The 22,666-nt window shown below is 71.6% G+C and carries 18 protein-coding genes and 1 pseudogene; 8 read left to right on the forward strand and 11 right to left on the reverse strand.

Annotated elements, in window-relative coordinates; all coding sequences use genetic code 11:
• Positions 1–408, reverse strand: a pseudogene (locus ASC56_RS42230) (AAA family ATPase); the annotation flags it as partial.
• A gap of 270 nt (positions 409–678) precedes the next feature.
• Here ASC56_RS42230 and ASC56_RS30795 point away from each other — a divergent pair.
• Positions 679–1,704, forward strand: a complete 1,026-nt coding sequence (locus tag ASC56_RS30795; protein WP_055494876.1) for an ATP-dependent 6-phosphofructokinase — start codon at positions 679–681, stop codon at positions 1,702–1,704.
• 13 nt (positions 1,705–1,717) lie between these two features.
• Here ASC56_RS30795 and ASC56_RS30800 read toward each other — a convergent pair whose 3' ends face one another.
• The 3 genes from ASC56_RS30800 to ASC56_RS30810 all read right to left on the reverse strand — a co-directional run bounded on the left by ASC56_RS30800 (position 1,718) and on the right by ASC56_RS30810 (position 5,477).
• Positions 1,718–2,440 (reverse strand): helix-turn-helix transcriptional regulator, encoded by a 723-nt coding sequence (locus ASC56_RS30800; RefSeq protein ID WP_107309386.1) that lies wholly within the window; start codon positions 2,438–2,440, stop codon positions 1,718–1,720.
• Positions 2,441–2,575: 135 nt separating this feature from the next.
• The gene (locus tag ASC56_RS30805) at positions 2,576–4,495 is read right to left on the reverse strand and encodes a tetratricopeptide repeat protein (protein ID WP_267887643.1); all 1,920 of its coding nucleotides are present in this window, start codon (positions 4,493–4,495) and stop codon (positions 2,576–2,578) included.
• A 142-nt stretch (positions 4,496–4,637) separates the two neighbouring features.
• Positions 4,638–5,477 (reverse strand): 5'-methylthioadenosine/S-adenosylhomocysteine nucleosidase, encoded by an 840-nt coding sequence (locus ASC56_RS30810; RefSeq protein WP_055494878.1) that lies wholly within the window; start codon positions 5,475–5,477, stop codon positions 4,638–4,640.
• Positions 5,478–5,542: 65 nt separating this feature from the next.
• Between ASC56_RS30810 and ASC56_RS30815 the strand changes: the two genes are divergently transcribed.
• Complete coding sequence (locus ASC56_RS30815; protein ID WP_055494879.1) at positions 5,543–6,109, forward strand: hypothetical protein; 567 nt, start codon at positions 5,543–5,545, stop codon at positions 6,107–6,109.
• 50 nt (positions 6,110–6,159) lie between these two features.
• On the opposite strand, the gene ASC56_RS30820 is transcribed toward ASC56_RS30815, so the two are convergent.
• Complete coding sequence (locus tag ASC56_RS30820) at positions 6,160–6,852, reverse strand: response regulator (RefSeq protein ID WP_055494880.1); 693 nt, start codon at positions 6,850–6,852, stop codon at positions 6,160–6,162.
• Entirely contained in the window at positions 6,849–8,516 is a 1,668-nt protein-coding gene (locus ASC56_RS30825; RefSeq protein WP_055494881.1) for a sensor histidine kinase, read from the reverse strand. The genes ASC56_RS30820 and ASC56_RS30825 overlap by 4 nt, the downstream gene beginning before the upstream one ends.
• Before the next feature lie 204 nt (positions 8,517–8,720).
• On the opposite strand from ASC56_RS30825, the gene ASC56_RS30830 reads away from it, so the two are divergent.
• Positions 8,721–10,112, forward strand: coding sequence for a cation:dicarboxylate symporter family transporter (locus ASC56_RS30830; protein WP_055494882.1), 1,392 nt, complete (start codon positions 8,721–8,723; stop codon positions 10,110–10,112).
• 95 nt (positions 10,113–10,207) lie between these two features.
• Here the strand turns inward: ASC56_RS30830 and ASC56_RS30835 are convergent, their stop codons facing one another.
• Positions 10,208–10,825 carry a TetR/AcrR family transcriptional regulator gene (locus tag ASC56_RS30835; RefSeq protein WP_055494883.1) on the reverse strand — a complete coding sequence of 206 codons (618 nt, stop codon included), beginning with the start codon at positions 10,823–10,825 and terminating at the stop codon, positions 10,208–10,210.
• A 153-nt stretch (positions 10,826–10,978) separates the two neighbouring features.
• Here ASC56_RS30835 and ASC56_RS30840 point away from each other — a divergent pair, with 153 nt between their 5' ends.
• Positions 10,979–12,655, forward strand: coding sequence for an MFS transporter (locus ASC56_RS30840; RefSeq protein ID WP_055494884.1), 1,677 nt, complete (start codon positions 10,979–10,981; stop codon positions 12,653–12,655).
• A 106-nt stretch (positions 12,656–12,761) separates the two neighbouring features.
• On the forward strand, positions 12,762–13,535 hold the full coding sequence (locus ASC56_RS30845; RefSeq protein WP_055494885.1) for a DUF2127 domain-containing protein: 774 nt from the start codon (positions 12,762–12,764) through the stop codon (positions 13,533–13,535).
• Between the two features lie 36 nt (positions 13,536–13,571).
• Here ASC56_RS30845 and ASC56_RS30850 read toward each other — a convergent pair whose 3' ends face one another.
• Entirely contained in the window at positions 13,572–14,723 is a 1,152-nt protein-coding gene (locus tag ASC56_RS30850; RefSeq protein ID WP_055494886.1) for a serine hydrolase, read from the reverse strand.
• A 172-nt stretch (positions 14,724–14,895) separates the two neighbouring features.
• Here ASC56_RS30850 and ASC56_RS30855 point away from each other — a divergent pair, with 172 nt between their 5' ends.
• The 3 genes from ASC56_RS30855 to ASC56_RS30865 all read left to right on the forward strand — a co-directional run bounded on the left by ASC56_RS30855 (position 14,896) and on the right by ASC56_RS30865 (position 18,046).
• A complete protein-coding gene (locus ASC56_RS30855) occupies positions 14,896–15,324 on the forward strand; it encodes a MerR family transcriptional regulator (RefSeq protein ID WP_055494896.1) in 429 nt (142 codons plus the stop codon).
• Between the two features lie 14 nt (positions 15,325–15,338).
• Positions 15,339–15,653, forward strand: a complete 315-nt coding sequence (locus ASC56_RS30860) for a co-chaperone YbbN (RefSeq protein ID WP_055494897.1) — start codon at positions 15,339–15,341, stop codon at positions 15,651–15,653.
• 119 nt (positions 15,654–15,772) lie between these two features.
• On the forward strand, positions 15,773–18,046 hold the full coding sequence (locus ASC56_RS30865; protein WP_079102800.1) for an AAA family ATPase: 2,274 nt from the start codon (positions 15,773–15,775) through the stop codon (positions 18,044–18,046).
• 87 nt (positions 18,047–18,133) lie between these two features.
• On the opposite strand, the gene glgB is transcribed toward ASC56_RS30865, so the two are convergent.
• The 3 genes from glgB to ASC56_RS30880 form a co-directional block, all read right to left on the reverse strand.
• Positions 18,134–20,803, reverse strand: a complete 2,670-nt coding sequence (glgB, locus tag ASC56_RS30870) for a 1,4-alpha-glucan branching enzyme (protein ID WP_079102801.1) — start codon at positions 20,801–20,803, stop codon at positions 18,134–18,136.
• A gap of 44 nt (positions 20,804–20,847) precedes the next feature.
• On the reverse strand, positions 20,848–22,248 hold the full coding sequence (locus tag ASC56_RS30875) for a hypothetical protein (protein ID WP_055494887.1): 1,401 nt from the start codon (positions 22,246–22,248) through the stop codon (positions 20,848–20,850).
• Between the two features lie 84 nt (positions 22,249–22,332).
• Positions 22,333–22,666, reverse strand: a 334-nt coding sequence (locus tag ASC56_RS30880) for an alpha-glucosidase C-terminal domain-containing protein (protein WP_199836107.1), incomplete at its 5' end; no start/stop codon positions are given.

A 22,666-nucleotide genomic window follows, 5' to 3' on the forward strand; every position in this document is an offset into this window, starting at 1 on the left:
CACCGGAATCACGGACGCCCCGAACTCGTTGGCGAGCCGGGCGTTGAGGGAGAGCTCGTCCGGGAGCTGGGTGTCGGCGAAGTCGCAGCTGACTACGAGGACGACCTCGCAGTCACGGGCCACGGCATGGAACCGGTCGACCAGGGTCGACACCAGCTCGTCCGTCCCGCGCTCGGCCTGGAGCGCGGACGCCTGGTGGTGGTCCATGCCGTAGACGGTCGCCGGGTCCTGGGAGAGCCGGTACCGGGCGCGCAGCAGCTCGAAGAGGCGGTCGGGGCCGTCATGGACGAGCGGGCGGAAGACGCCCACCCGGTCGACCTGCCGGGTCAGGAGCTCCATGACTCCCGGCTCGACGACCTGACGGCCGTCGCCGCGGTCGATCCCGGTCACGTACACGCTGCGCGTCACGCATGCCTCCCGTTTCGTCTCTCGGGTGGGGTGGTGGCGGGCAGGGGCCCGGGTGTGACTCGCGACAACCGTCCGCGAGGGGGGCAGAACCCCCTTGACAATACCTCCGGGGCCGGATATGGCGCCCGTCAGCTCTTGGGGATCAAGGGGGCCGGCCGGAGGTGGGCCAGGGAGGCGGCCGGGGTGGGTGGGGAATCGGCACCCGCCTGTGCGCCGTGAAACAATCGGATTGGCTCACCGGTATCGACAGCGAGCAGGAGACACAGCACGATGCGCATCGGAGTACTCACCGCAGGCGGCGACTGCCCGGGCCTGAACGCAGTGATCCGGTCGGTCGTGCACCGGGCGGTGGCCCAGTACGGCGACGAGGTCATCGGTTTCGAGGACGGCTACCGGGGCCTGCTGGAAGGTCACTACCGCACCCTCGACCTCGACGCCGTCAGCGGCATCCTGGCCCGTGGCGGTACGATCCTCGGTTCCTCCCGGCTGGAGCGCGACCGGCTGCGCGAGGCCTGTGAGAACGCCTCGGACATGATCCGCGACTTCGGCATCGACGCACTGATCCCGATCGGCGGCGAGGGCACGCTGACGGCCGCGCGGATGCTCTCGGACGCGGGTCTGCCGGTGGTCGGCGTCCCCAAGACGATCGACAACGACATCTCGTCCACGGACCGCACCTTCGGCTTCGACACCGCGGTCACCGTGGCGACCGAGGCCATGGACCGCCTGAAGACGACGGCCGAGTCCCACCAGCGGGTGATGGTCGTGGAGGTCATGGGCCGCCACGCGGGCTGGATCGCGCTGGAGTCGGGCATGGCGGCCGGCGCCCACGGCATCTGCCTGCCCGAGCGTCCCTTCGACCCCGCCGACCTGGTCAAGATGGTCGAGGAGCGCTTCGCCCGCGGCAAGAAGTTCGCGGTGGTCTGCGTCGCCGAGGGCGCGCACCCCGCCGAGGGCACCATGGACTACGCCAAGGGCGAGATCGACCAGTACGGCCACGAGCGCTTCCTGGGCATCGGTACGGCGCTGGCGTACGAACTGGAGAGGCGGCTCGGCAAGGAGGCCAAGCCGGTCATCCTCGGCCACGTCCAGCGTGGCGGCACGCCGACCGCGTACGACCGGGTGCTCGCGACCCGCTTCGGCTGGCACGCGATCGAGGCGGCGCACCGGGGGGAGTTCGGCATGATGACGGCGCTGCGCGGCACCGAGGTGGTGATGGTGCCGCTCGCGGAGGCGGTGACCGAGCTGAAGACGGTGCCGAAGGACCGGATGGACGAGGCGGAGTCGGTCTTCTAGGCACGGTCCGTCGTCAGCCGGTGTTCCTCTCGACCGTCGACCAGAAGTGCTCCACGATGCGGTCGAGGTAGTCACGGCCGCCCTCGCCGGCGTCGGCCGCCGCGACGGCGGTGCCCCAGCTGAGCGTGGCGACCATCTGCCCCTGGTAGTCGGTGTGCATCTCCTGGAGGACGTCCTCCACGGGCCGCCGGTCCAGGGGCAGCAGTTTGCAGACCGGGCGGACGTAGGCCTGCCAGCGGGTGGTGACCGCACTGCGCAGCAGCTCGCCGAGCCTGCCGTCCCGCCCGGACACGGTGATGACGTCGGGCAGGGACAGCTCCAGCACGTCGGCGAGGGCGGCGGACTGCCGGTCGGTGCCGCGCCACTGGGCGGCCTCCTCCATCCGTATATAGGCGAGGAGTTCGAGCCCGACGGCCCGCGCGACGTCCTCCGGCGCGAGCCCGCGCGCGACGCGGTGTTCGCGCAGGGTGCGGGGCGCGCCGATCAGTTCACCGGGGGAGCACCACAACACGCCTGCCAGCGCGGTGACTTCGGGTGTGCTCGGGGCGGCGATCCCGCGTTCCCAGGCGATCACGAGGTCGGGGGTGACATGGGGGAGCCCGAAGGAGGCGCGCATGCCGTAGGCGACATGCTCGGGCCCCATGGCGAGGGCCGTCCGCAGTCGGCGGGCGGCCTGGGCGTTGAACGGCGGGGTCGGCGGAGTGGGCTGCTGGGCCTGCGGTCGCTGCACGCGCACAACGTATGGGGGCGGGGCTGCGGTGACTACGGTCTGTTCGGCCACACTCACGGATTGTAGGAAGATACGGATTCGGCCGCCGCTGTCTGTGGACGAGGAGGGCGAGGCCCTACGCCGACCCGTCCTCGTCGACGCTCACGGACGCCGGCATCTGGTCCGGTGTGAGATCAGGACGTCGGCACGGGCAAAGGCGACCGCGGCCTCGACCCAGCAGGTGCAGGCCGGGTCCGGGTGGTGGGTGGCCTCGTGCACGAGGATCACGTTGAGAAGGGCCTGGCCTGCCCTGTACCAGTCGCCGAACTCCCCGAACAGATCGGCGGCGTTGCTGTAGGCCTCGATGGCCGCCTGTGTCTTGCCCGTCTTCTGGAGAGCGTTGCCGAGACCGTTCCACGCCACGGCCTCGGCATGCAGGTCTCCGGCGGTCTGACACAGGTCGCGGGCGGCGGTGAGGGTGTCGATTGCCTCGTGGATTCGACCGGCATCTTGCAGGGCGAGGCTGAGATGGGTCGACGCCACGGCCTCGCCAGGGCGGTCTTCGGCTGCCCGGTACAGGTCACGGGCGTGGCCGAGGGCGTCGATGGCCTCCTGGATCCGGCCTGCCTCCTGGAGGGCGAGGCCAAGGTTGTTCCACGCACCGGCCTCGCATTGACGGTCCCCGGTGTACTGGCACAGGTCGCGGGCGCGGATGTCCGCGTCGATGGCCTCCTGCGTTCGGCCCGTCGCCGCCAAGGCGTGGCCGAGGTTGCCCCACGCGATCGCCTCACGCGCGCGGTCCCCCATACGGTGGGCGGCATCCCGGGCGTTACGGGCCACGGTGATCAAGTCGTCGAAGTACCGCCGCCATTCCAAATACCTCGCAAGGCATTCCGCCAGCCACACCGCGGTGCCCGCGTATCGATCGTCCCGTGCCCACTGCGCCGCCGCCACCAGCCCCGCCCGCTCCCCGTCCAACCACGTCAGTGCCTGCGCCCGGTCCGTGAACCGCTCCGGTTCCGCACTGCCCGGCAGCCACCTCAGCCGCTCGTCGGCAGCCTTCGCCCACCGGCAGTAGAACTCCAGCACCCGCCCGCGTGCCGCCTCCCCCTCCTCCCGCAGACCCGCGTCCGCCACCACCAGGCCCGTCCCGAACGCGCGCACCAGGTCGTGCACCCGCCACCGCACGGCGGAGTCCTGGCCGTCGGCGCCGCGGACCGGCGTGACCAGATGGGTGGCGGCCAGGTCTTCCAGCAGGGTGAGCGCCTCCTCGGTGTCGCACTCGGCCAGAGCGGCCACCGCCTCGGTGCCGGTGTCACCACCGGGAGCGAGGCAGAGCAGTCGCAGCAGGCGGCCCTGGTCGGGCGGAAGCCGTCGGTATGACGTCTCCAGAACGGGCCGGAGGACGAGCGAGCGGCCGTACAGGTCCGTGCCGCGGCTGCCGTTGTCGAGTACGGCGGTTGCGTCCCCCGCCTTCCTGATCTCCGCGACCAGCGAGGCGATGTCACGGTGGCGGCGCCTGCGCAGCATCGCGGCGGCGATCTGGAGCGCGAGAGGCAAGTGGCCGCAGAGACAGGCGAGTTCGCGCAGGGCCTCCGGTTCCCGTGCCGGGCGGTCGTCGCGGTCGTCGCTGTCGTGGAGGGCGCGGGTGACGAGGGCGACGGAGTCGTCCGGGGCGAGCGTCTCCAGGTCGATCAGGCGTACGGGGAGGGCGTCCGGGCGGTCACGGGAGGTGATCAGGACGCGGTGGTGGCCGGTGCCGGGCAGCAGATCGAGGAACTGGGAGGGGTCCGAGGCGTTGTCCAGGATCAGCAGGGTCCGGTCCCGCCGGTCGGCGAGAAGGGCGCGGTAGGTGTCGTACTGGCCCGTCGCCGTCGGTGGCAGGTCCGGGCCCCGTACGCCCAGCGCGTCCAGCAGCGCCAGCACCGCCTGGTCCGCGGTGACCGGGTTGTCGTCGTAGCCTCGCAGGTCCACGAACAGCGTCCCGCCGGGGAACCAGCCCTCCGCACACGCCCGGTGTGCCGTCTCCACGGCGAGCGCGGTCTTGCCGATGCCGCCCATGCCGGTGACGGCGAAGATCAGGACGGGGGGCGCGGAGGCGTCGTCCGCAGTGGGCTCAAGGTGGTGGTGCAGGCGGTCCAGCTCGGCCGTCCGGCCCGTGAAGCCGAGGGGGCGGGGCGGCAGGACGGCCGTCGCGCGGGGGACCGGCCCGTGGCCGCTTCCGCTACCGGGGTCCGGTCGTCTTGCCGGTGACGGGACCGTGGAAGGTGCTGCCCCGGAAGTCGATGTGGTCGCCGTCGTAGCCGGGTTGGGGGCCCTCCTTGGCGCTGGAGGAGCCGGCGCGTGGACGGTGCTTGCGCAGGACCGCCACCGCCACCGAGGCGGCCTGCGCGGCGGCGCGCTCCTGGGAGCCCGAGGCGTCGGCCCTGTGCTTGTCGGCGTTCGCGCGGTCACTGATGCCCCGGATCACGAGGGCGTCCAACCGGCCGCTCAGATGGGCCGCGTGGGACGCGCCGGAGCCCTCCATCTCGATCGCGTACGCGTCGTTGTACGTACGCCTGATGCGGTCGGCGAGCTCGGACCTGTCGTCGGCCAGGACGACGTCCCCACAGGCGATCGGCTTGCGGTGCCCCCGCACCCCCTCCAGGTCCCGCAGCGCGGAACGCGCCGCCTGCACCAGCCGGTGGGATCCCTGCCAGGACTCGGGCCTCGCGTGGAAGCCGGAAGGCGTCTCCTTGCCGCCGTGGATGGCGTACACCTTGGTGCCGACGACGACGTCACCGATCTCGACGTCGTCCTTGAGCCCGCCCGCGACCCCGACGAAGAGCAGTGCTTCCGGGCGGAGCCAGGAGACGATCTGCATGGTGAGGGCGGCGGCGTTCACGGCGCCCTCGCCCAGCTCGGCGATCGCCACGGACCAGGGCGTGCCCGCGAGGCGGCCACGCTCGACGCGGGTCCCGTCTTCGTGGACGAGTTCCTCGGCGTCCTCGACGTGGGCGCGTACGGCGTCGTACTCCACGGGGAGCGCGGTGAGAACGAGAACGGTGGGAAGTGTGTCCGGCACACACTTAAGGTACTGCCAAGTGCGCGGCGCATGCGGTGCGTTGGGCGTCGGGGGAGGAGGACGGGGTGCCGGAGCGGAGCGAGGTGACGGTCGGGCAGCTGCTGCTCGCCGAGTACCAGAGCGTCAAGGACGAGCAGAAGGCGCGGATCGGGTTCCGGGACAACCTGCTGTATGTGACGCTCGCGGCCGTCGCCGCCGTGATCGCCGCCGCGGCGCAGGCCGGACAGGCCGCCATGCTGCTCGCGCTGCCGCCGGTGTGTGTCGTGCTCGGGTGGACCTACCTCGTCAACGACGAGAAGATCTCGGCGATCGGGGCCTATGTCAGGCGCGAGTTGGGGCCTCGGCTGGCCGAACTCGCCGCACCCGACGGCGAGGAGCGGGCCGCCGCCTTCGGATGGGAGAGCTTCCACCGCGGTGACGCCCGCCGGGTGTCACGGAAGGTCGTGCAGTGCGTGGTCGACCTGCTCGCCTTCTGCGTCGTACCGCTGACCGCGCTCGTCGTGTACTGGGCCGGTGCGCGGACGAGCGGGGGCCTGCTGTTCCTCTCGGTGCTGGAAGCGCTCACGGTGGCGGGGCTGGGCGCGTACATCGTGCGGTACGCGGTGCCGTTCGGCTCGGGGGACGATGCGTGACGACATCGGAAGGCGGAACACCGCCAGGCCGTCCGCCCGAACCGCCGCTCTCACCGCCCCCGCTCCACCCCCCGAACCCACCGATACACCAACTCAGGCCGCCCCACCTGCCCGTACAACGGACTCCGTCCGGCCCGCCCCGCCTCCACCAGGTGCTCCAGATACCGGCGGGCCGTGATCCGGGAGATCCCCACCGTCTCGGCGACGCCCGCCGCCGTCAGGCCCTCCTCGGCGTCCCGCAACGCCTCGGTCACCCGTTCCAGCGTCGGCGCGCTCAAGCCCTTCGGCAGTGCCACCGGGCCCGGTGCCCGTAGCGCGGCGAGTGCCCGGTCCACCTCGTCCTGACCGCTCGCCTCGCCCGCCGCCCCCCGGAACTCCGCGTAGCGCACCAGGCGGTCCCGCAGCGTCGCGAAGGTGAACGGCTTCAGCACGTACTGGACCACTCCCAGCGAGACCCCCTCCCGCACCACCGAGAGGTCCCGCGCCGACGTCACCGCGATCACGTCCGCGTGGTGACCGGCGGCCCGCAGGGAGCGGGCCAGTTGCAGGCCGTGTACGTCCGGCAGGTGCAGGTCCAGCAGGAGCAGATCCACCTTCGTGCGCTCCAGGGCCCGCCGGGCCTCCGCCCCGGTATGCACCTTGCCGACCGCCGTGAACCCCGGCACCCGGTCGACGTACATCACATGTGCGTCCGCAGCGACCGGGTCGTCCTCCACGACGAGCACACGGATGGGCTCGCTCATACGTCACCTCCGGACAGGGCGGTCTCGGCCCCCGGCGACGTCGGCTCCGTCCGAGCGGCCGCCCCCACCGTAGGCAACGGCACCCGCGCCTCGAACTCCGCCCCACCCCCGGGCGCCGCCGACACCGTCAACGTGCCCTCGTGGCGGCGTACCGTCTGGCGGACCAGGGCGAGGCCAAGACCGCGGCCACCGGAGGCGGTCGCCGGTTTCGTCGACCAGCCGCGTTCGAACACCGCATCCGCGTGCGCGGGGTCGACCCCCTCTCCCGTGTCCGAGACCCTGAGGACCAGTTCCGTCCCCTCCGTGTAGGCCGTCACCGTCACCTGCGCGCCCACCGAACCCTGCGCCGCGTCCACCGCGTTGTCGATCAGGTTGCCCAGGATCGTCACCAGGTCCCGGGCGGGAAGCGACGGCGGCAGCAGGCCGTCGTCGAGGCGGCTGTCCTCCGACACCACCAGTTCCACGCCTCGCTCGTTGGCCCCCGCCGCCTTGCCGAGCAGCAGGGCCGCCAGCACCGGTTCGTTGACGGCGGCGATCACCTGGTCGGTCAGGGCCTGGGCCAGTTCCAGTTCGGCCGTGGCGAAGTCGATCGCCTCTTCCGCGCGGCCCAGTTCGATCAGCGAGACGACCGTGTGCAGCCGGTTCGCCGCCTCGTGCGCCTGCGAGCGCAGGGCCTGGGTGAAGCCGCGCTCCGAGTTCAGCTCGCCCATCAGGGACTGGAGTTCCGTCACGTCGCGCAGTGTGACGACCGTCCCTCGGCGTTCTCCGCCCGAGACCGGGGAGGTGTTCACCACCAGTACGCGCGTCGCCGTCAGATGGACCTCGTCGACGCGCGGTGCCGAGGACAGCAACGCGCCCGTGAGTGGGGCCGGCAGGCCCAGCTCCGCCACCGAGCGGCCCACCACCTCGCCGCTCACCCCGAGCAGCTCCCGGCCGCCGTCGTTGATCAGCGCCACCCGGAACTGGCCGTCCAGCATCAGCAGGCCCTCGCGCACGGCGTGCAGCGCGGCCTGGTGGTAGTCGTGCATATGGCTCAGCTCGGTCGCGTTCATGCCGTGCGTGGAGCGCCGCAGCCGGGCGTTGATCACATAGGTGCCGATGCCGCCCAGCGCCAGGGCGCCGCCCGCGACGCCGACCAGGGTCACCACCTGCTCCTGCACCCGGGCCGAGACCGTCTGGACCTTGATTCCCGCGCTCACCAGCCCGACGATCCGGCCGCCGTCCCGGATCGGCGTCACCGCCCGGACGGAGGGGCCCAGCGTCCCGGTGTAGGTCTCGGTGAAGGACTCGCCCTTCAGCGCCCGGGCGGTGTGGCCGAGGAAGCGCTCGCCGATCAGCGCGGGGTTGGGGTGGGTCCAGCGGATGCCCTTCGGGTTCATGATCGTGACGAAGTCCACGCCCGTGTGCTGCTGCACCTGGGTCGCGTACGGCTGGAGCGTTCGCGTCGGGTCGGACGTGCGGATCGCCTGCCGTACGGAGGAGGCGTCGGCGACGGAGCGCGCCACCGCCATCACCTGGCGGCCGGCCGCGTCCCGGGCCTGGCCGCGGTCGCTGACGTAGGAGAAGACGGCGTACCCGGCGACGAGTACCGCGATCAGCACGGCCTGCATCGCGAAGAGCTGGCCGGCCAGGCTGCGGGGTCTCGGGAGTCTGGGCACGCGCATGCGTTCAGTCTGCCTCGCGGTTCCGGCTCTCCGTATAAGCGTGAACTAAATGAACGGAAGGGTGACCGCCCTCACATGGCGGGAGATAGTCACCGCAACACCCGGGAGCGCGCCGCCTCCCGGTAACCGGGAGCACGCCTCCCGTTTTCCCCGGACGTGAGCCGCACGCCGGAAGATCCGACGACGTCGTCGAGGAGGGCAGCCGTGGCCAGCACACCCCCAACGGCTTCTGCCGCGCCCGCAGTCAAGCGGGACCGCACCCACTATCTCTACATCGCGGTGATTGTCGCGGTGATCGCCGGAATCGCCGTGGGCTTGATCGCACCCGATGTCGCGGTGCAGCTCAAGCCCCTCGGCACGGGCTTCGTAAACCTGATCAAGATGATGATCTCGCCGATCATCTTCTGCACGATCGTGCTCGGTATCGGCTCGGTGCGGAAGGCCGCGAAGGTCGGTGCCGTCGGTGGTATCGCGCTCGGCTACTTCCTGGCGATGTCCCTGGTCGCGCTCGCCATCGGCCTGGTGGTCGGCAACATCCTGCACCCGGGTGAGGGCCTGCACCTGACGAACGCGATCAAGCACGCGGGCCACGCCCAGGTGTCGTCCGACGCGCTGCCCCCGGTCGAGTTCGTGCTCTCGATCATCCCGACGACGTTCGTCTCCGCCTTCACCGGCGGCCAGGTCCTGCAGACCCTGCTCATCGCGCTCCTCGCCGGCTTCGCGCTGCAGTCGATGGGCTCGGTGGGCGCGCCGGTCCTGCGCGGCGTCGAGCACGTCCAGCGGCTGGTCTTCCGCATCCTGTCCATGGTGATGTGGGCGGCGCCGATCGGTGCCTTCGGTGCGATCGCCGCGCTCACGGGCTCGGCCGGCCTGGACGCGCTCAAGAGCCTCGCCGTGCTGATGCTCGGCTTCTACATCACCTGCGTCCTCTTCGTCTTCGTCGTGCTCGGCGCGATGCTGCGTGTGGTCGCGGGCCTGAACATCTTCACGCTGGTGAAGTACTTGGGGCGTGAGTTCCTGCTGATCCTGTCCACCTCCTCCTCCGAGTCCGCCCTGCCGCGGCTCATCGCGAAGATGGAGCACCTGGGCGTCAGCAAGCCGGTGGTCGGCATCACCGTCCCGACCGGCTACTCGTTCAACCTCGACGGCACCATGATCTACATGACCATGGCGTCGCTCTACATCGCCGACGCGCTGGGCACGCCGATGTCCGTCGGCGAGCAGATCCCGCTGCTGCTGTTCCTCCTGGTCGCCTCGAAGGGCGCGGCGGGCGTCAGTGGCGCCGGCCTCGCCACGCTGGCCGGCGGTCTGCAGTCCCACAAGCCCGCGCTGGTCGACGGCATCGGTCTGGTCGTCGGCATCGACCGCTTCATGAGCGAGGCCCGTGCCCTGACCAACTTCGCGGGCAACGCCGTGGCCACCGTCCTGGTCGGCACCTGGACGAAGGAGATCGACAAGGAGCGCGTCCGGCAGGTGCTCGCCGGACAGCTTCCGTTCGACGAGGAGACGCTGCTGGACGAGGACGGCTCGGCCGCGCGGGCCGAGGCCGAGGTGCCCGGGCCGGGCGAGGGCGAGAAGCAGCTCGCCAAGGCCTGAGCCCCGCACCAGAACTCCACAGACCCCGAGCGGTCAGGGCATCCCCCCGTGGGCCTGACCGCTCGGTCCTGGTGTTTCCCGAGCGGTCCGCCCGCTCAGTCGGTCAGCTTCGCCACCAGTTCGGTGGCCCGTGAGGCGGGTACGCCCGCCGTGGTCAGCAGTGTGACCGCGGCCGAGCGGCCCGCCTCCCGCGCTGCCAGCAGGCCGTCGTTCACGGCCTCCATCAGCGCGAACAGCTCCTGCTCGTGCACATATGCCAGTGCCCGCGGCGGCAGCGGCGACTCGAACACGCCCTGTTCCAGGCCGCGCGTAAGGATCCCGGCACAGGCCTCGCGGACCGGCGCGAGACGCTCGCGGATGCCCTGCATGGTGACGCTGCGCTGGGCCAGCGCGACCAGGATCCGGTAGCGGTCGGCGACCTCCCACACCGCCAGCGTCGAGCGGGCCACGGCTTCCGCCGGGTCGGCCACACCCTCGCGGCCCGCCGCGTGCGCCGTCGACACCGCTTCCACCGCGCCGTCGACGAGCGTGCTGATCAGCGCCTCACGGCTCGGGAAGTGCCCGTACACCGTGCGCCGTACGACTCCCGCGGCCCGTGCGATCTGGTCCATGGATGCGTCGGGGTCGCGCAGCAGCTCGGCGAGCGCGACCTCCAGGATGCGGCGACGGTTGGCGTCGGCCCGGCTGGCGTTACCCGTGGTCATGGCTGCCATTCTGCACGGCCCCCGGTGCTTCCGTATGTGTCCACAGGGCCTCCACCTCCTTCATTTGCACAGCGCTGTGCAACGTCGTACATTGCACATGGTTGTGTAAGTGCACACCGCTGTGCAAGTCATGGACAACGCAGAAGAGGAAGGCCCGCACCCATGCGTCTCGTCATGAACGAACCGGTCGAGAGGATGGACCGGCCCTACGCCCGGCGCTGGTGGGCGCTGCTCGTGCTGTGTCTGAGCCTGCTGATCATCGTGATGGCGAACACCGCCCTCACCGTCGCCGCGCCCGACATGACCCGCGACCTCGGCCTGTCCAGCGCCGACCTGCAGTGGGTCATCGACGGCTACACCGTCCCCTACGCGGCGCTGATGCTGCTGCTCGGCGCGATCGGCGACAAGTACAGCCGGCGCGGCGCACTCGTCCTCGGGCTCGTCGTCTTCGGCGGCGGCGCCGTCCTCGGCTACCTAGCCGACAGCGCCGCGACGGTCATCGCGGCCCGCGCGATCATGGGTGTCGGCGCCGCGCTGATCATGCCTGCCACGCTCTCGCTGCTCGCCGCCACCTTCCCGCGCGCCGAGCGCGCCAAGGCGATCACCCTGTGGACCGCCACCGCGGGCCTCGCCATCGCGGCGGGCCCCCTGGTCGCCGGGGCGCTGCTGGCGCACCACGGCTGGTCGTCCACGTTCCTGATCAACGTGCCGATCGCCGCTGTGGCGATCGTCGGCGCCTTCGTCCTCGTACCGCCGTCCCGGGCCGCCCACCACGAACGGATCGACTACGTCGGCGGACTGCTGTCGGTCGTCTGGATCGGCTCCCTCGTCTACATGATCATCGAGGGGCCGCACTTCGGCTGGGGCGTCAAGGCGGTCACCGCGGCCGTGGTCGCGGGCCTCGGACTCGTCCTGTTCGTCGCCTGGGAGCTGCGCCACCCGCGTCCGGTCCTCGATGTGCGCCGTTTCGCGCACCGTCGCTTCGCGGGCTCCAACCTCGCCGTCGCGCTGTTCTTCCTCGCGGTCTTCGGCGCCTTCTACTACCTCACCCAGCACCTCCAGTTCGTCCTGGGATACGACGCCCTGGAGACCGGGGTGCGCATGCTGCCCCTGGCCGGAGCGGTGTTCGTGGGCTCGGCGCTGACCGGGTACCTCACCCCGCGGATCGGCATGAAGATCACGGTGACCGCGGGCATGGTCGGCGGCACCGCCTCGCTCGCGCTGCTCACCCGGGTCGGCTCGGGATCCTCCTACGGCGACTTCGTGCTGCCCCTGGTGGTCCTGGGCCTGGCGATCGGCCTCGCGCTCTCACCCTGCACGGACGCGATCATGGGCGCGTTCCCGGAGTCGGAGCTGGGCGTCGGCGGCGCGGTCAACGACACCTCCCTGGAGCTCGGCGGCTCCCTCGGCATCGCCCTCCTGGGTTCGTTGCTGGCGAACTCGTACTCCTCGCATCTGACGGACGCCACCGCGGGCAGCGGGCTGCCGGCGAACGCGCTGACCACCGCCCAGGACTCGGTCGGTGCCGGATACGCGGTGGCGCAGGGCATCGGCGACAGGGCCCGGCAGGTCGCCGAGCAGGCCGCGCACGCGCAGAACGCCCAGCAGGCCGCTCAGCTCAAGGCGCAGGCGGACCAGCTCGCGCACGGCGCGCGGCAGATGGCCGACGCCGTCGGCTCCTCCTTCGCCGACGCGGTCGCCCACACCAGCCTGGTCGGGGCGGTGATCCTCGGCGTCGGCACCGTGCTGGTCGGCGTGCTGCTGCCGCGCCGGGGGCGTCCCGCCGAGGCCGGGGAGCAGGCCGAGGACCGGGAGCTCGAGGGAGCCGGAACGCGCTGACCTCGCGCGGAACCCCGCCCCCTGCGCCCACGTCTCGTAGTACATGCACTACCGTGCCGTGCCGGAACCAACCGGCACGGCACCTTCATCCGGGAGGCACGGGGGTATGAGCATCGACTGGAACCGACGCCACTGCGCACGCCGCGGGCATGTGACCTACGCGCCGGACGACCCCCGGCTGCGGGTACGGCTGCACGCCCAGACGGCCGTCGGGGAGGCGTGGCGGTGCCTGCGCTGCGGTGACTTCGTGCTCGGCGAGCCGCACGGCTCGGGACCGGCCGGCGAGGCGCCGCTCGTGCCCCGTGGCAAGGTGCTGCGCGACCTGTTCATCCTGCGCTTCCTGGCGATCGAACGGGCCGTGCGCGGCGTGTTCATCGTGCTGGTCGCGGTGGCCGTGTGGAGGTTCAGCAACAGCCAGGACGCGGTACGGAGGCTCTTCAACGAGTACCTGGACGTGCTGCGGCCCGTCTTCAAGCACTTCCACTACGACCTCGACCACTCGCCGGTGGTCGGCACCATCCAGAAGACCTTCGGCTACAAGCACTCCACACTCGTCGTGGTCGCCGCGCTGCTGCTGGCGTACGCGCTGATCGAGCTGGTCGAGGCGGTCGGGCTCTGGTACGCCAAGCGCTGGGCGGAGTACCTGACGGTCGTCGCCACCGCGGCCTTCCTGCCGCTGGAGATCTACGAGCTCACCGACCACGTCAGCGCACTGAAGATCACCACGCTGATCCTGAACATCATCGCGGTCCTCTACATCGCTGTCGCCAAGCGGCTGTTCGGGTTGCGCGGCGGACGCGCGGCGTTCGAGGAGGAGCGGCGCGGCGCGTCGCTCCTGGAGGTGGAGGAGTCGGCCGGCCTGGAGGTCACCACGGCGTGACCGGCCCGCCGACGGCCACCGGAGTGGCAGGCGCCCTCATGACGCCTCGGCCGCGTACCGCCAGAAGTCGCGCATCAGGGCGGTCGAAGTCGGGTTCTCCATCGCGCGCTGGGTGAGCAGGATCGCGACGGTGCCGGTGGCCGGGACCAGGTGGGCGGTGGTGCCGGTGCCGCCGACCCAGCCGTAGCGGCCGGGGACGGCCCAGGGGGCGGTGGCCTCGATGTCGACCGAGCCGCCGTACCCCCAGCCCTGGCCCTCCAGGAACAGGGCGCCGTTCTCGCGCTGGCCCGGGGTGAGATGGTCGGTGGTCATCCGGCGCACCGACTCTGTGGACAGGACGCGCCGGCCGTCGGGCGCGGTCCCGCCGGCCAGCAGCATCCGGGCGAAGGCCAGCCAGTCGGCGGCGGTGGCGGCGAGTCCGCCACCGCCGGACGGGAACGCCGGAAGGCGGCTCCAGGCGCCGTCGGGCGTGTCGGTGACTTCGAGTCCGCCGGTGCCGTCGGGGCGGTAGGCGGTGGTGAACCGGTGGCGCTTGGCGGTGGGCACCTCGAAGGCGGTGTCCGTCATGCCGAGCGGTTCGAGGATCCGCTCGGCCAGGAACTCCGGCAGCGGCCGGCCGCTCGCGCGGGAGACCAGCACGCCCTGGAGGTCGGAGCAGGTGCCGTAGAGCCAGGCCTCGCCCGGCTGGTGGAGCAGCGGGAGGCGGGCCAGCTCCGCGACCCAGGTGTCCGGGTCGGGGAGGTTACGGGGGTCACGTCCGTCCTTCTGCACCGTGAACAGCGCCTGGACCTGGGGGAGGGAGAAGTCCGAGGGGAAGCCGTACCCGGCGCGGGAGGTCAGCAGGTCGTGGACGACGATCGGGCGGGTGGCGGGCACCACGTCGTCCAGGGGAGCGGCGGGAGTGCGGACCACGGTGGGCCGGTCCAGTTCGGGCAGCCATGCCGCGACGGGGGAGTCGAGGGCGAGGGTGCCGTCCTCGACGAGGGTCATGACGGCGGCGGCCATGACGGGCTTGGTGAGCGAGGCGATGCGGAAGATGGCGTCGGGGGACATCGGGGCGGTGCCGTCCGCGTCGAGACAGCCGACCGCCGCGGTCTCCGTGCGCCCGTGCAGGTCGACCAGGGCCACCGCGCCCGGGGCCCAGCCCTCGTCGATGTACGTCCGGAGCATGTGGTGCAGGGTGGTCATGGGTCCGTCCGCCTTCGTCGGGTGCCGCGTCTTCGCCGGGTGCTTCAGGAGATGAGACTGCCGGGACGGGACGGAATCATCGGGGAACCCGGGGGTATGTCGAGGGTGGTCGCGCCCCCCGGAATCCGGCGGCGTTGCCTTGACGTCCGCGTCAAGGTCTACGGTCGTGGGCATGCGAATCGGCGAGCTGGCGGCGCGGGCCGGAACCACCACGCGGACCCTGCGGTACTACGAGTCACGGGGCCTGCTGTCCGCGCGGCGCACCGGCAACGGATACCGCACCTACGACGAGCACGACCTGAAGCTGCTGCGCCAGATACGGACGCTGCAGGACTTCGGGTTCGACCTGGAGGAGACGCGCCCCTTCGTGGAGTGTCTGCGGGCCGGGCACCCGGAGGGCGACTCGTGCCCGGCGTCGCTCGCGGTCTACCGCCGCAAGCTGGACGAACTCGACGCGCTGATCGGTGAGTTGCAGTCGGTGCGGGCGAAGGTCGGCGCGCAGTTGGCGAGGGCGGAGCGGGCGCGTGCGGCGCTGGCGGCCGAGGCGGCGGTTCCGGGGGGCCCGGAGCCGGTGTGCGAGCTGGGAGGGCAGGAGCTGTGATCAGGGCGGCAGGCGTGGCCGAGGTGACGGACGCGGACTTCGAGACGGAGGTGATCGGGGCGGAACTGCCGGTGCTGGTGGAGTTCACCGCGGACTGGTGCCCGCCGTGCCGGCAGATGGGCCCGGTGCTCAGTGCCCTGGCCGCCGAGGAGGACGGCCGGCTCAAGGTGGTCCAGCTGGACGTGGACACCAATCCGGCCACCACGAATGCGTACAAGGTGCTGTCGATGCCCACGTTCATGGTCTTCCGCGGCGGTGAGCCCGTGAAGGCGATGGTGGGAGCGCGGCCCAAGCGGCGGCTGCTGGAGGAACTGTCCGACGTGCTCTGACGTCGCCCGTGCAGAGAGAATCCCCCGAGCAATTGCGCTCGGGGGATTTCTTTGCGTATATTCAATGATTCGCGACTTCAACTCGATGGAGTCGCGGAGAAGTTCAGTGAGCACAGTATATCCGGGCGGGAGCGGAATTGTCAAACACCGAATTTCCGGACGATGAATTGCGGCACGAACAGGAATTCATCGACGGGCTGTACGCGCGCGTGGACGTGCTGCGCGGTGACACCGAGGCCGCCGTCTCGGACGCCCTCGCACAGGGCGACAAGCCCATGCAGGCACGCCTGGAGCGGGACATCCTGGTCGCGGAGCGCTCGGGGCTGCTTGCGGCGCTCAACTCCGTGGACGGTTCACTCTGCTTCGGCCGCATCGACCTCGCCTCCGGGCAGAGCCACCACATCGGCCGTATCGGGCTGCGCGCCGACGACCCGGAGCGCACCCCCGTCCTGATCGACTGGCGGGCCGACGTCGCCCGCCCCTTCTACCTGGCCACCGGACACACCCCGCTGGGGCTGCGCAGGCGCCGGCACATCTCCACCGACGGGCGCCGGGTCATGTCGCTGCACGACGAGATCCTCGATCTGAGCGACCGCGAGCGCACCGGACACGAGGACCCCTCCGGTGACGCCGTGCTGCTCGCCGCGCTCGACTCGGCCCGCACCGGGCGCATGAGCGACATCGTGCAGACCATCCAGGCCGACCAGGACCGCATCATCCGCGCGCCGCACCGGGGCGTGCTGGTGGTGGAGGGCGGTCCGGGCACCGGCAAGACGGCCGTGGCGCTGCACCGCGCCGCCTACCTCCTCTACGAACACCGGGAACTGCTGGCCCGCCGCGCCGTCCTCATCGTCGGACCGAACCCGGCGTTCCTCGGCTACATCGGCGAGGTGCTGCCCTCGCTCGGCGAGACGGGCGTGCTGCTGGCCACGGTCGGCGAGCTGTTCCCCGGAGTCAGGGCGACCGCGACCGACACACCCGAGGCGGCCGCCGTGAAGGGCCGCGCGGAGATGGCCGACGTGCTCGCCCGGGTCGTACGAGACCGCCAGGCGCTGCCCGACCCGGTCATCGCCATCCAGCACGACCGGGACGTCCTGCTGCTCGACGACGGGCTGGTGAACGTCGCCCGCGAGCGCACCCGCGCGGCCGAGCTGCCGCACAACATGGCGCGCGAGCACTTCGAGGGCCACATCCTGAACACGCTGACGGACATGGTCGCCGAGCGGATCGGGACCGACCCGTACGACGGCTCCAACCTCCTCGACGCCAGTGACATCACCCAGATCCGCGACGAGCTGGCCGAGAACCCCGAAGTCTGGTCCGCGATCGACCAGTTGTGGCCGCGGCTGACCCCGCAGCGGCTGGTCGCCGACTTCCTGGCCGATCCCGAGGGGTACGTGTCCGACGAGGACGCGGCCGCCATCCGCCGCCCGGTCACCCGCACATGGACCACGGCGGACGTACCGCTGCTCGACGAGGCCGCCGAACTGCTCGGCGAGGACGACCGGGTGGCGCGCGCCCGCGCCGAACGCGAGCGTGAGGCGCAGGTGTCGTACGCGCAGGGCGTGCTGGACGTGTCGTACGCCTCCCGTACCTACGAGTTCGAGGACAAGGAGGACAGCGATCCCGAGGCGTCGGAGGTCCTGTCCGCGCACGACATCATCGACGCCGAGCGGTTCGCCGAACGGCAGGAGGAAGAGGACCACCGCAGCGCCGCCGAGCGCGCGGCGGCCGACCGTACCTGGGCGTTCGGGCACATCATCGTCGACGAGGCGCAGGAGCTGTCACCGATGGCGTGGCGGCTGCTCATGCGGCGCAGCCCGACCCGCTCGATGACCCTGGTCGGGGACCCCGCGCAGACGGCCGAGGCCGCCGGCGTCGGCTCCTGGTCGGAGATCCTCGCGCCGTACGTCGAGGACCGCTGGGAGCACACGCGCCTCGGCGTCAACTACCGCACCCCGTCCGAGATCATGGATCTGGCGGCGGCGGTCCTCCGGGCCGGCAACCCGGACTTCGAGCCGCCGAGTTCGGTGCGGTCGACGGGTGTACGGCCGTGGGTGCGACGCGTGGACGACGACCTGCCCGGCGCGGTGGAGAAGGCGGTCTCCGAGCTGACGCCCTCCGAGGGCCGGCTCGCGGTGATCGCCCCGCGCGAGCTGCACCGGGGGCTGGCGGCGCGGCTGGAGGGGGTGACCGCGGGCGCCGAACCCGACCTGACCCGGACCGTCGTACTGCTCGACCCGCGCCAGGCCAAGGGGCTTGAGTTCGACTCCGTGCTGGTGGTCGAGCCGGGGCGGTACGGCACGAGTGACCTCTATGTGGCGCTGACGCGAGCCACCCAGCGGCTGGGGGTGCTGCACACCGGCGAACTGCCGAGGGCGCTGGCGCCCTGACGGCTGACGCCACGGTCCCCGACCGCGCACGGCCGGTGCGCAGCACACGAACGCACCGGCCGGCCACGCGGGGGCGACCGGGACTCCCTATGCCGGGCGGAACCAGACCGTGGCCAGGGGAGGCAGGCTCACCCGGATGCTGGCCGGACGGCCGTGCCAGGGCGTGGGTTCCGGTTTCAGCGGGTCGGGGTTGTGGACGTCGCTGCCGCCGTACCTGGCCAGGTCGGTGTTGAGGAGTTCGTGCCAGGCCGGGACGTCGTCCGGGACGCCCAGGCGGTAGTCGTGGCGGACGACCGGGGAGAAGTTCGAGACGGCCAGCAGGGGCGTGCCCTCCGCGTCGAACCGCAGGAAGGCGAACACGTTGTCGTCGGCCGCGTCGCCCACCACCCACTGGAAGCCGGACGGTTCGGTGTCCCGCTGCCACAGCGCCGGAGTGCCGCGATAGCCCGCGTTGAGGTCACGGACCAGGTCACGCACCCCGCGGTGGTCGGCCTCGGCGCCATAGGCGGGATCCAGGAGCCACCAGTCGGGGCCGTGCGCCTCGGACCACTCGGCTCCCTGGGCGAACTCCTGTCCCATGAAGAGGAGTTGCTTGCCCGGGTGGGCCCACATGAAGCCCAGGTAGGCGCGGTGGTCGGCGCGCTGCTGCCACCAGTCGCCCGGCATCTTCGACACCAGCGACCGCTTGCCGTGCACGACCTCGTCGTGGGAGATCGGGAGCACGTAGTTCTCGCTGTACGCGTACACCATCGAGAACGTCATCTCGTGGTGGTGGTACCTGCGGTGGATGGGCTCGTGGCTCATGTACTGGAGCGAGTCGTGCATCCAGCCCATGTTCCACTTCAGGCCGAACCCCAGTCCGCCGAAGCCGCTCGGCCCCCTGTGGTGCGTGGCGCGGGTGACCCCGTCCCAGGCCGTGGACTCCTCGGCGATGGTCACCACACCGGGACTGCGCCGGTAGACGGTGGCGTTCATCTCCTGCAGGAACGCCACCGCGTCCAGGTTCTCCCGGCCGCCGAACTCGTTCGGGCTCCACTGGCCCGGCTCGCGTGAGTAGTCGAGGTAGAGCATGGAGGCCACCGCGTCCACGCGCAGGCCGTCGATGTGGAACTCCTCGCACCAGTACACGGCGTTGGCGACCAGGAAGTTGCGCACCTCGCGCCGTCCGAAGTCGAACTCCAGCGTGCCCCAGTCGGGGTGGGCGGCGCGCCGGGGGTCGGCGTGCTCGTACAGGGGGCGCCCGTCGAACTCGGCCAGTGCCCAGTCATCGCGCGGGAAGTGCGCCGGGACCCAGTCCATCAGTACGCCGATGCCGGCCCGGTGCAGTGCGTCGACCAGGTACTTGAAGTCGTCGGGGGTGCCCAGCCGGGCGGTGGGCGCGTAGAAGCCGGTGACCTGGTAGCCCCAGGAGCCGCCGAAGGGGTGCTCGGCGATCGGCATCAGCTCCACATGGGTGAAGCCGAGGTCCTTCACATACGCGGGCAGCTGCTCGGCGAGTTGCCGGTACGTCAGCCCGGGGCGCCAGGACGGCAGATGCACCTCGTAGACCGACAACGGCGCCTGGTGCACCGGCGTCCGCGCACGGTCCGCGAGCCACTCCCCGTCCTGCCACTCGTGGTGCGAGGCGTGCACGACCGAGGAGGTGAGGGGCGGGGCCTCGGTGCGGCGGGCCAGCGGGTCGGCGCGCAGGGTCCGGGAGCCGTCGGGACGGGTGATCTCGAACTTGTAGAGCTCGCCCTCGCCGATGCCGGGCACGAACAGCTCCCACACGCCGGAGGAGCCCAGTGAGCGCATCGGATACCCGGTGCCGTCCCAGAAGTTGAAGCTGCCCGCCAGGCGCACACCGCGTGCGTTCGGCGCCCACACCGAGAAGCGGGTGCCGGTCACCCCCTGGTGGGTCATCGGGTGGGCGCCGAGCACCTGCCAGAGCTGCTCATGCCGCCCCTCGCCGATCAGATGCAGATCGAGGTCGCCCAGCGTGGGCAGGAACCGGTACGCGTCCTCGGTGTCCTGGACCGTCCCCTCGTACGCCACCAGCAGCCGGTACACCGGTACGTCCCGCAGCGGCAGGAGACCCGAGAAGAACCCGTCCCCGTCGTCGTGCAGCTCGGCCCGCAGGTTCCCGGCGACGACGGTCACGGACAGCGCGTACGGTCGGAACGCCCGGAAGGCGACGCCACCGGGTACCGGGTGGGCGCCGAGCACCGAGTGCGGTTCGTGGTGCGTGCCCGCCAGCAGCCGCTCACGGTCACCGGCGTCGACGGCGGGGGAGACGGCCACGACCAGGGGTTCCGCCGCGACCTGCGCCGACGCCGCGCGCGCCGTGCTGTGCTCGGGAGCCCTCTGCGCGGGGATGGGTTCCGCAGCCGCCGCCCCGGTCGCGACCTGTCCGGACGCCGCGGTCACCCGCTTCTCGGCGGCCGTCCCGGACGTGGTCCTCTCGGCGGCGGTCTGCTGCGTCGCGATCTTCTTCACCCCAGGTGCCGTCCTCGCCGCCGTCTTCTTGGCCAGGGCCTTCTGGGCGGCCGCGGCGGTCTTCTTCGCCGTGGCCGCCTTGACCCCGGCCGCGGCCTTCTTCGCCCCGGTCGCCGCCTTCTTGGCCACCGCCTTCTTGGCCACCGCCTTCTTCTTGCCGGCCGTCGACTCCCGCGCGGCCGCCGCCGTCTTCTTGTCGGCGGCCACCTTCCGCGCACCGGTCTTCTTCTGGCCGTCGCCGGTCTTCTTCGTGCTGTCGTCGGAGGGAGGACGGGGGGTCACGGACGGAGCCTCCTCGGCAGGGGGTGGTGGATCACGGTGGTGGATCACGGTGCGGCGTCGGCGGACAGGCGGCGTATCGCCGCCATCGGCACGGGCAGCCAGTCGGGACGGTGCCGGGCCTCGTACAGGACCTCGTAGACGGCCTTGTCCGTCTCGTACGCGCGCAGCAGCACCGGATCGGTGCGTGGATCGCGCCCGGCGATCTCGGCGTACCCGGTGCAGTAGGCGGCCCGGCACGCGATGGCCCACTCCGGCGCCGGAGGGGTGGCCGAGTGCGCCGCGTAGTCGAACGAGCGGAGCATCCCCGCGATGTCCCGCACCACCGGCTGCGGCATCCGGCGCTCGGCCAGCGACTTGGACGGCTCGCCCTCGAAGTCGATCAGTGACCACGCTCCGGAGGGCGACCGCAGGCACTGGCCCAGGTGCAGATCGCCGTGGATGCGCTGCGCCGTCCAGGTGTGGCCCTCGGCCGCGAGATCGGCCAGCGCCCGGAACGCGGAGTAGAGCCCGGGCACGTACGGCCGCAGTGCGGGCACCGCCTGCGCCGCCACATCCAGCCGCTCGGTCATGCCGTCGGCCAGCAGCCGTACCTGCGTGTGCCCCAGCGTGACCGTGGGCAGTGCCCGGGCCAGTGCCGTGTGCACCTCGGCGGTCGCGCGACCCAGTGCCCGCGCCTCCGCCGTGAAGTCCTCGCCCTTGGCCAGCTCGCGCAGTGCCAGCTCCCACCCGTCCGTCGCGCCCCGCACATACGGCTGCAGCACGCCGAGGACATAGGGGTCGTCCAGGCCGTCCAGATCGGCGCGCAGCCAGCCGGCTGGCGCGGGGACCCGGGGGCAGCCCTCGTCGGACAGCACCAGCGGCAACTCCAGGTCGGGGTTGGTGCCCGGGACGATACGCCGCAGGAGCTTCAGAATGAACGTATCTCCGTAGATCACCGACGAGTTGGACTGCTCCGAGGTCACCCTCCGCGGGACGAGCCCCTCCCGTATCCGCTGCCGCGGGTCTCCCTCGAAGCGGAGCGGCCCGATACGGGTCCGGGTACGGATCGCCTCCAGGAGGACGGCGGCGGCCCGCGGGTCGTGGAGCGCCTCGTACACGGTCCGCCCGGCCAGCGGGCCCTCCTCCAGATGCCCGATGAGCGCGGGCGCCAGCCGTGGCGGCAGTGCCTCGCGTACGCCTATCACGATCTGGTAGCAGTCCCCGGGATGGGGCAGAGCACCCTGGGTGGGGACGGCCGGCTGGTGGGCGCGTGCGAGCAGGTGGATGAGGCCCAGCGTGCCTCCGGGCGGCAGCAGTTCGGTGGCCGCCACCAGAGAGAACCCGGTGACCGGCCGACCCTTGCCCGCGAACCAGCGCTGGCGGGGCAGCCACTCCCGCAGCAGTGGGTCCAGGGACGCGAGGAGGCCGGGGTGGGTCGCGGCGGCACGGGTGACGGCGTCCGACATGGCGTGCGTCCTTTCCCCGGAGGGTCGGGGTGTTACTTCTGCGTGCCCCGGGCGGGGCGGAGGAAACCGCCCCGCCCGGGGGTTCTACGCGATGTCCTTGCGGAGCCTGAACCAGTAGAAGCCGTGGCCTGCGAGGGTGAGCAGGTAGGGGAGTTCGCCGATGGCCGGGAAGCGGACCCCGCCGATCAGTTCGACCGGATGCCTGCCGTTGAAGCTGCGCAGGTCCAGCTCGGTGGGCTGCGCGAACCGGGAGAAGTTGTTCACGCACATCACCAGGTCGTCCCCGTGCTCGCGCAGGAACGCCAGCACGGCCGGGTTCGAGGAGGGCAGCTCGGTGTAGGAACCCAGCCCGAACGCCGGGTTCTGCTTACGGATCTCGATCATCCGCCGTGTCCAGTGCAGCAGCGAGGACGGCGAG

The sequence above is a fragment of the Streptomyces sp. TP-A0356 genome, assembly GCF_001417775.1.
Lineage (GTDB): Bacteria > Actinomycetota > Actinomycetes > Streptomycetales > Streptomycetaceae > Streptomyces.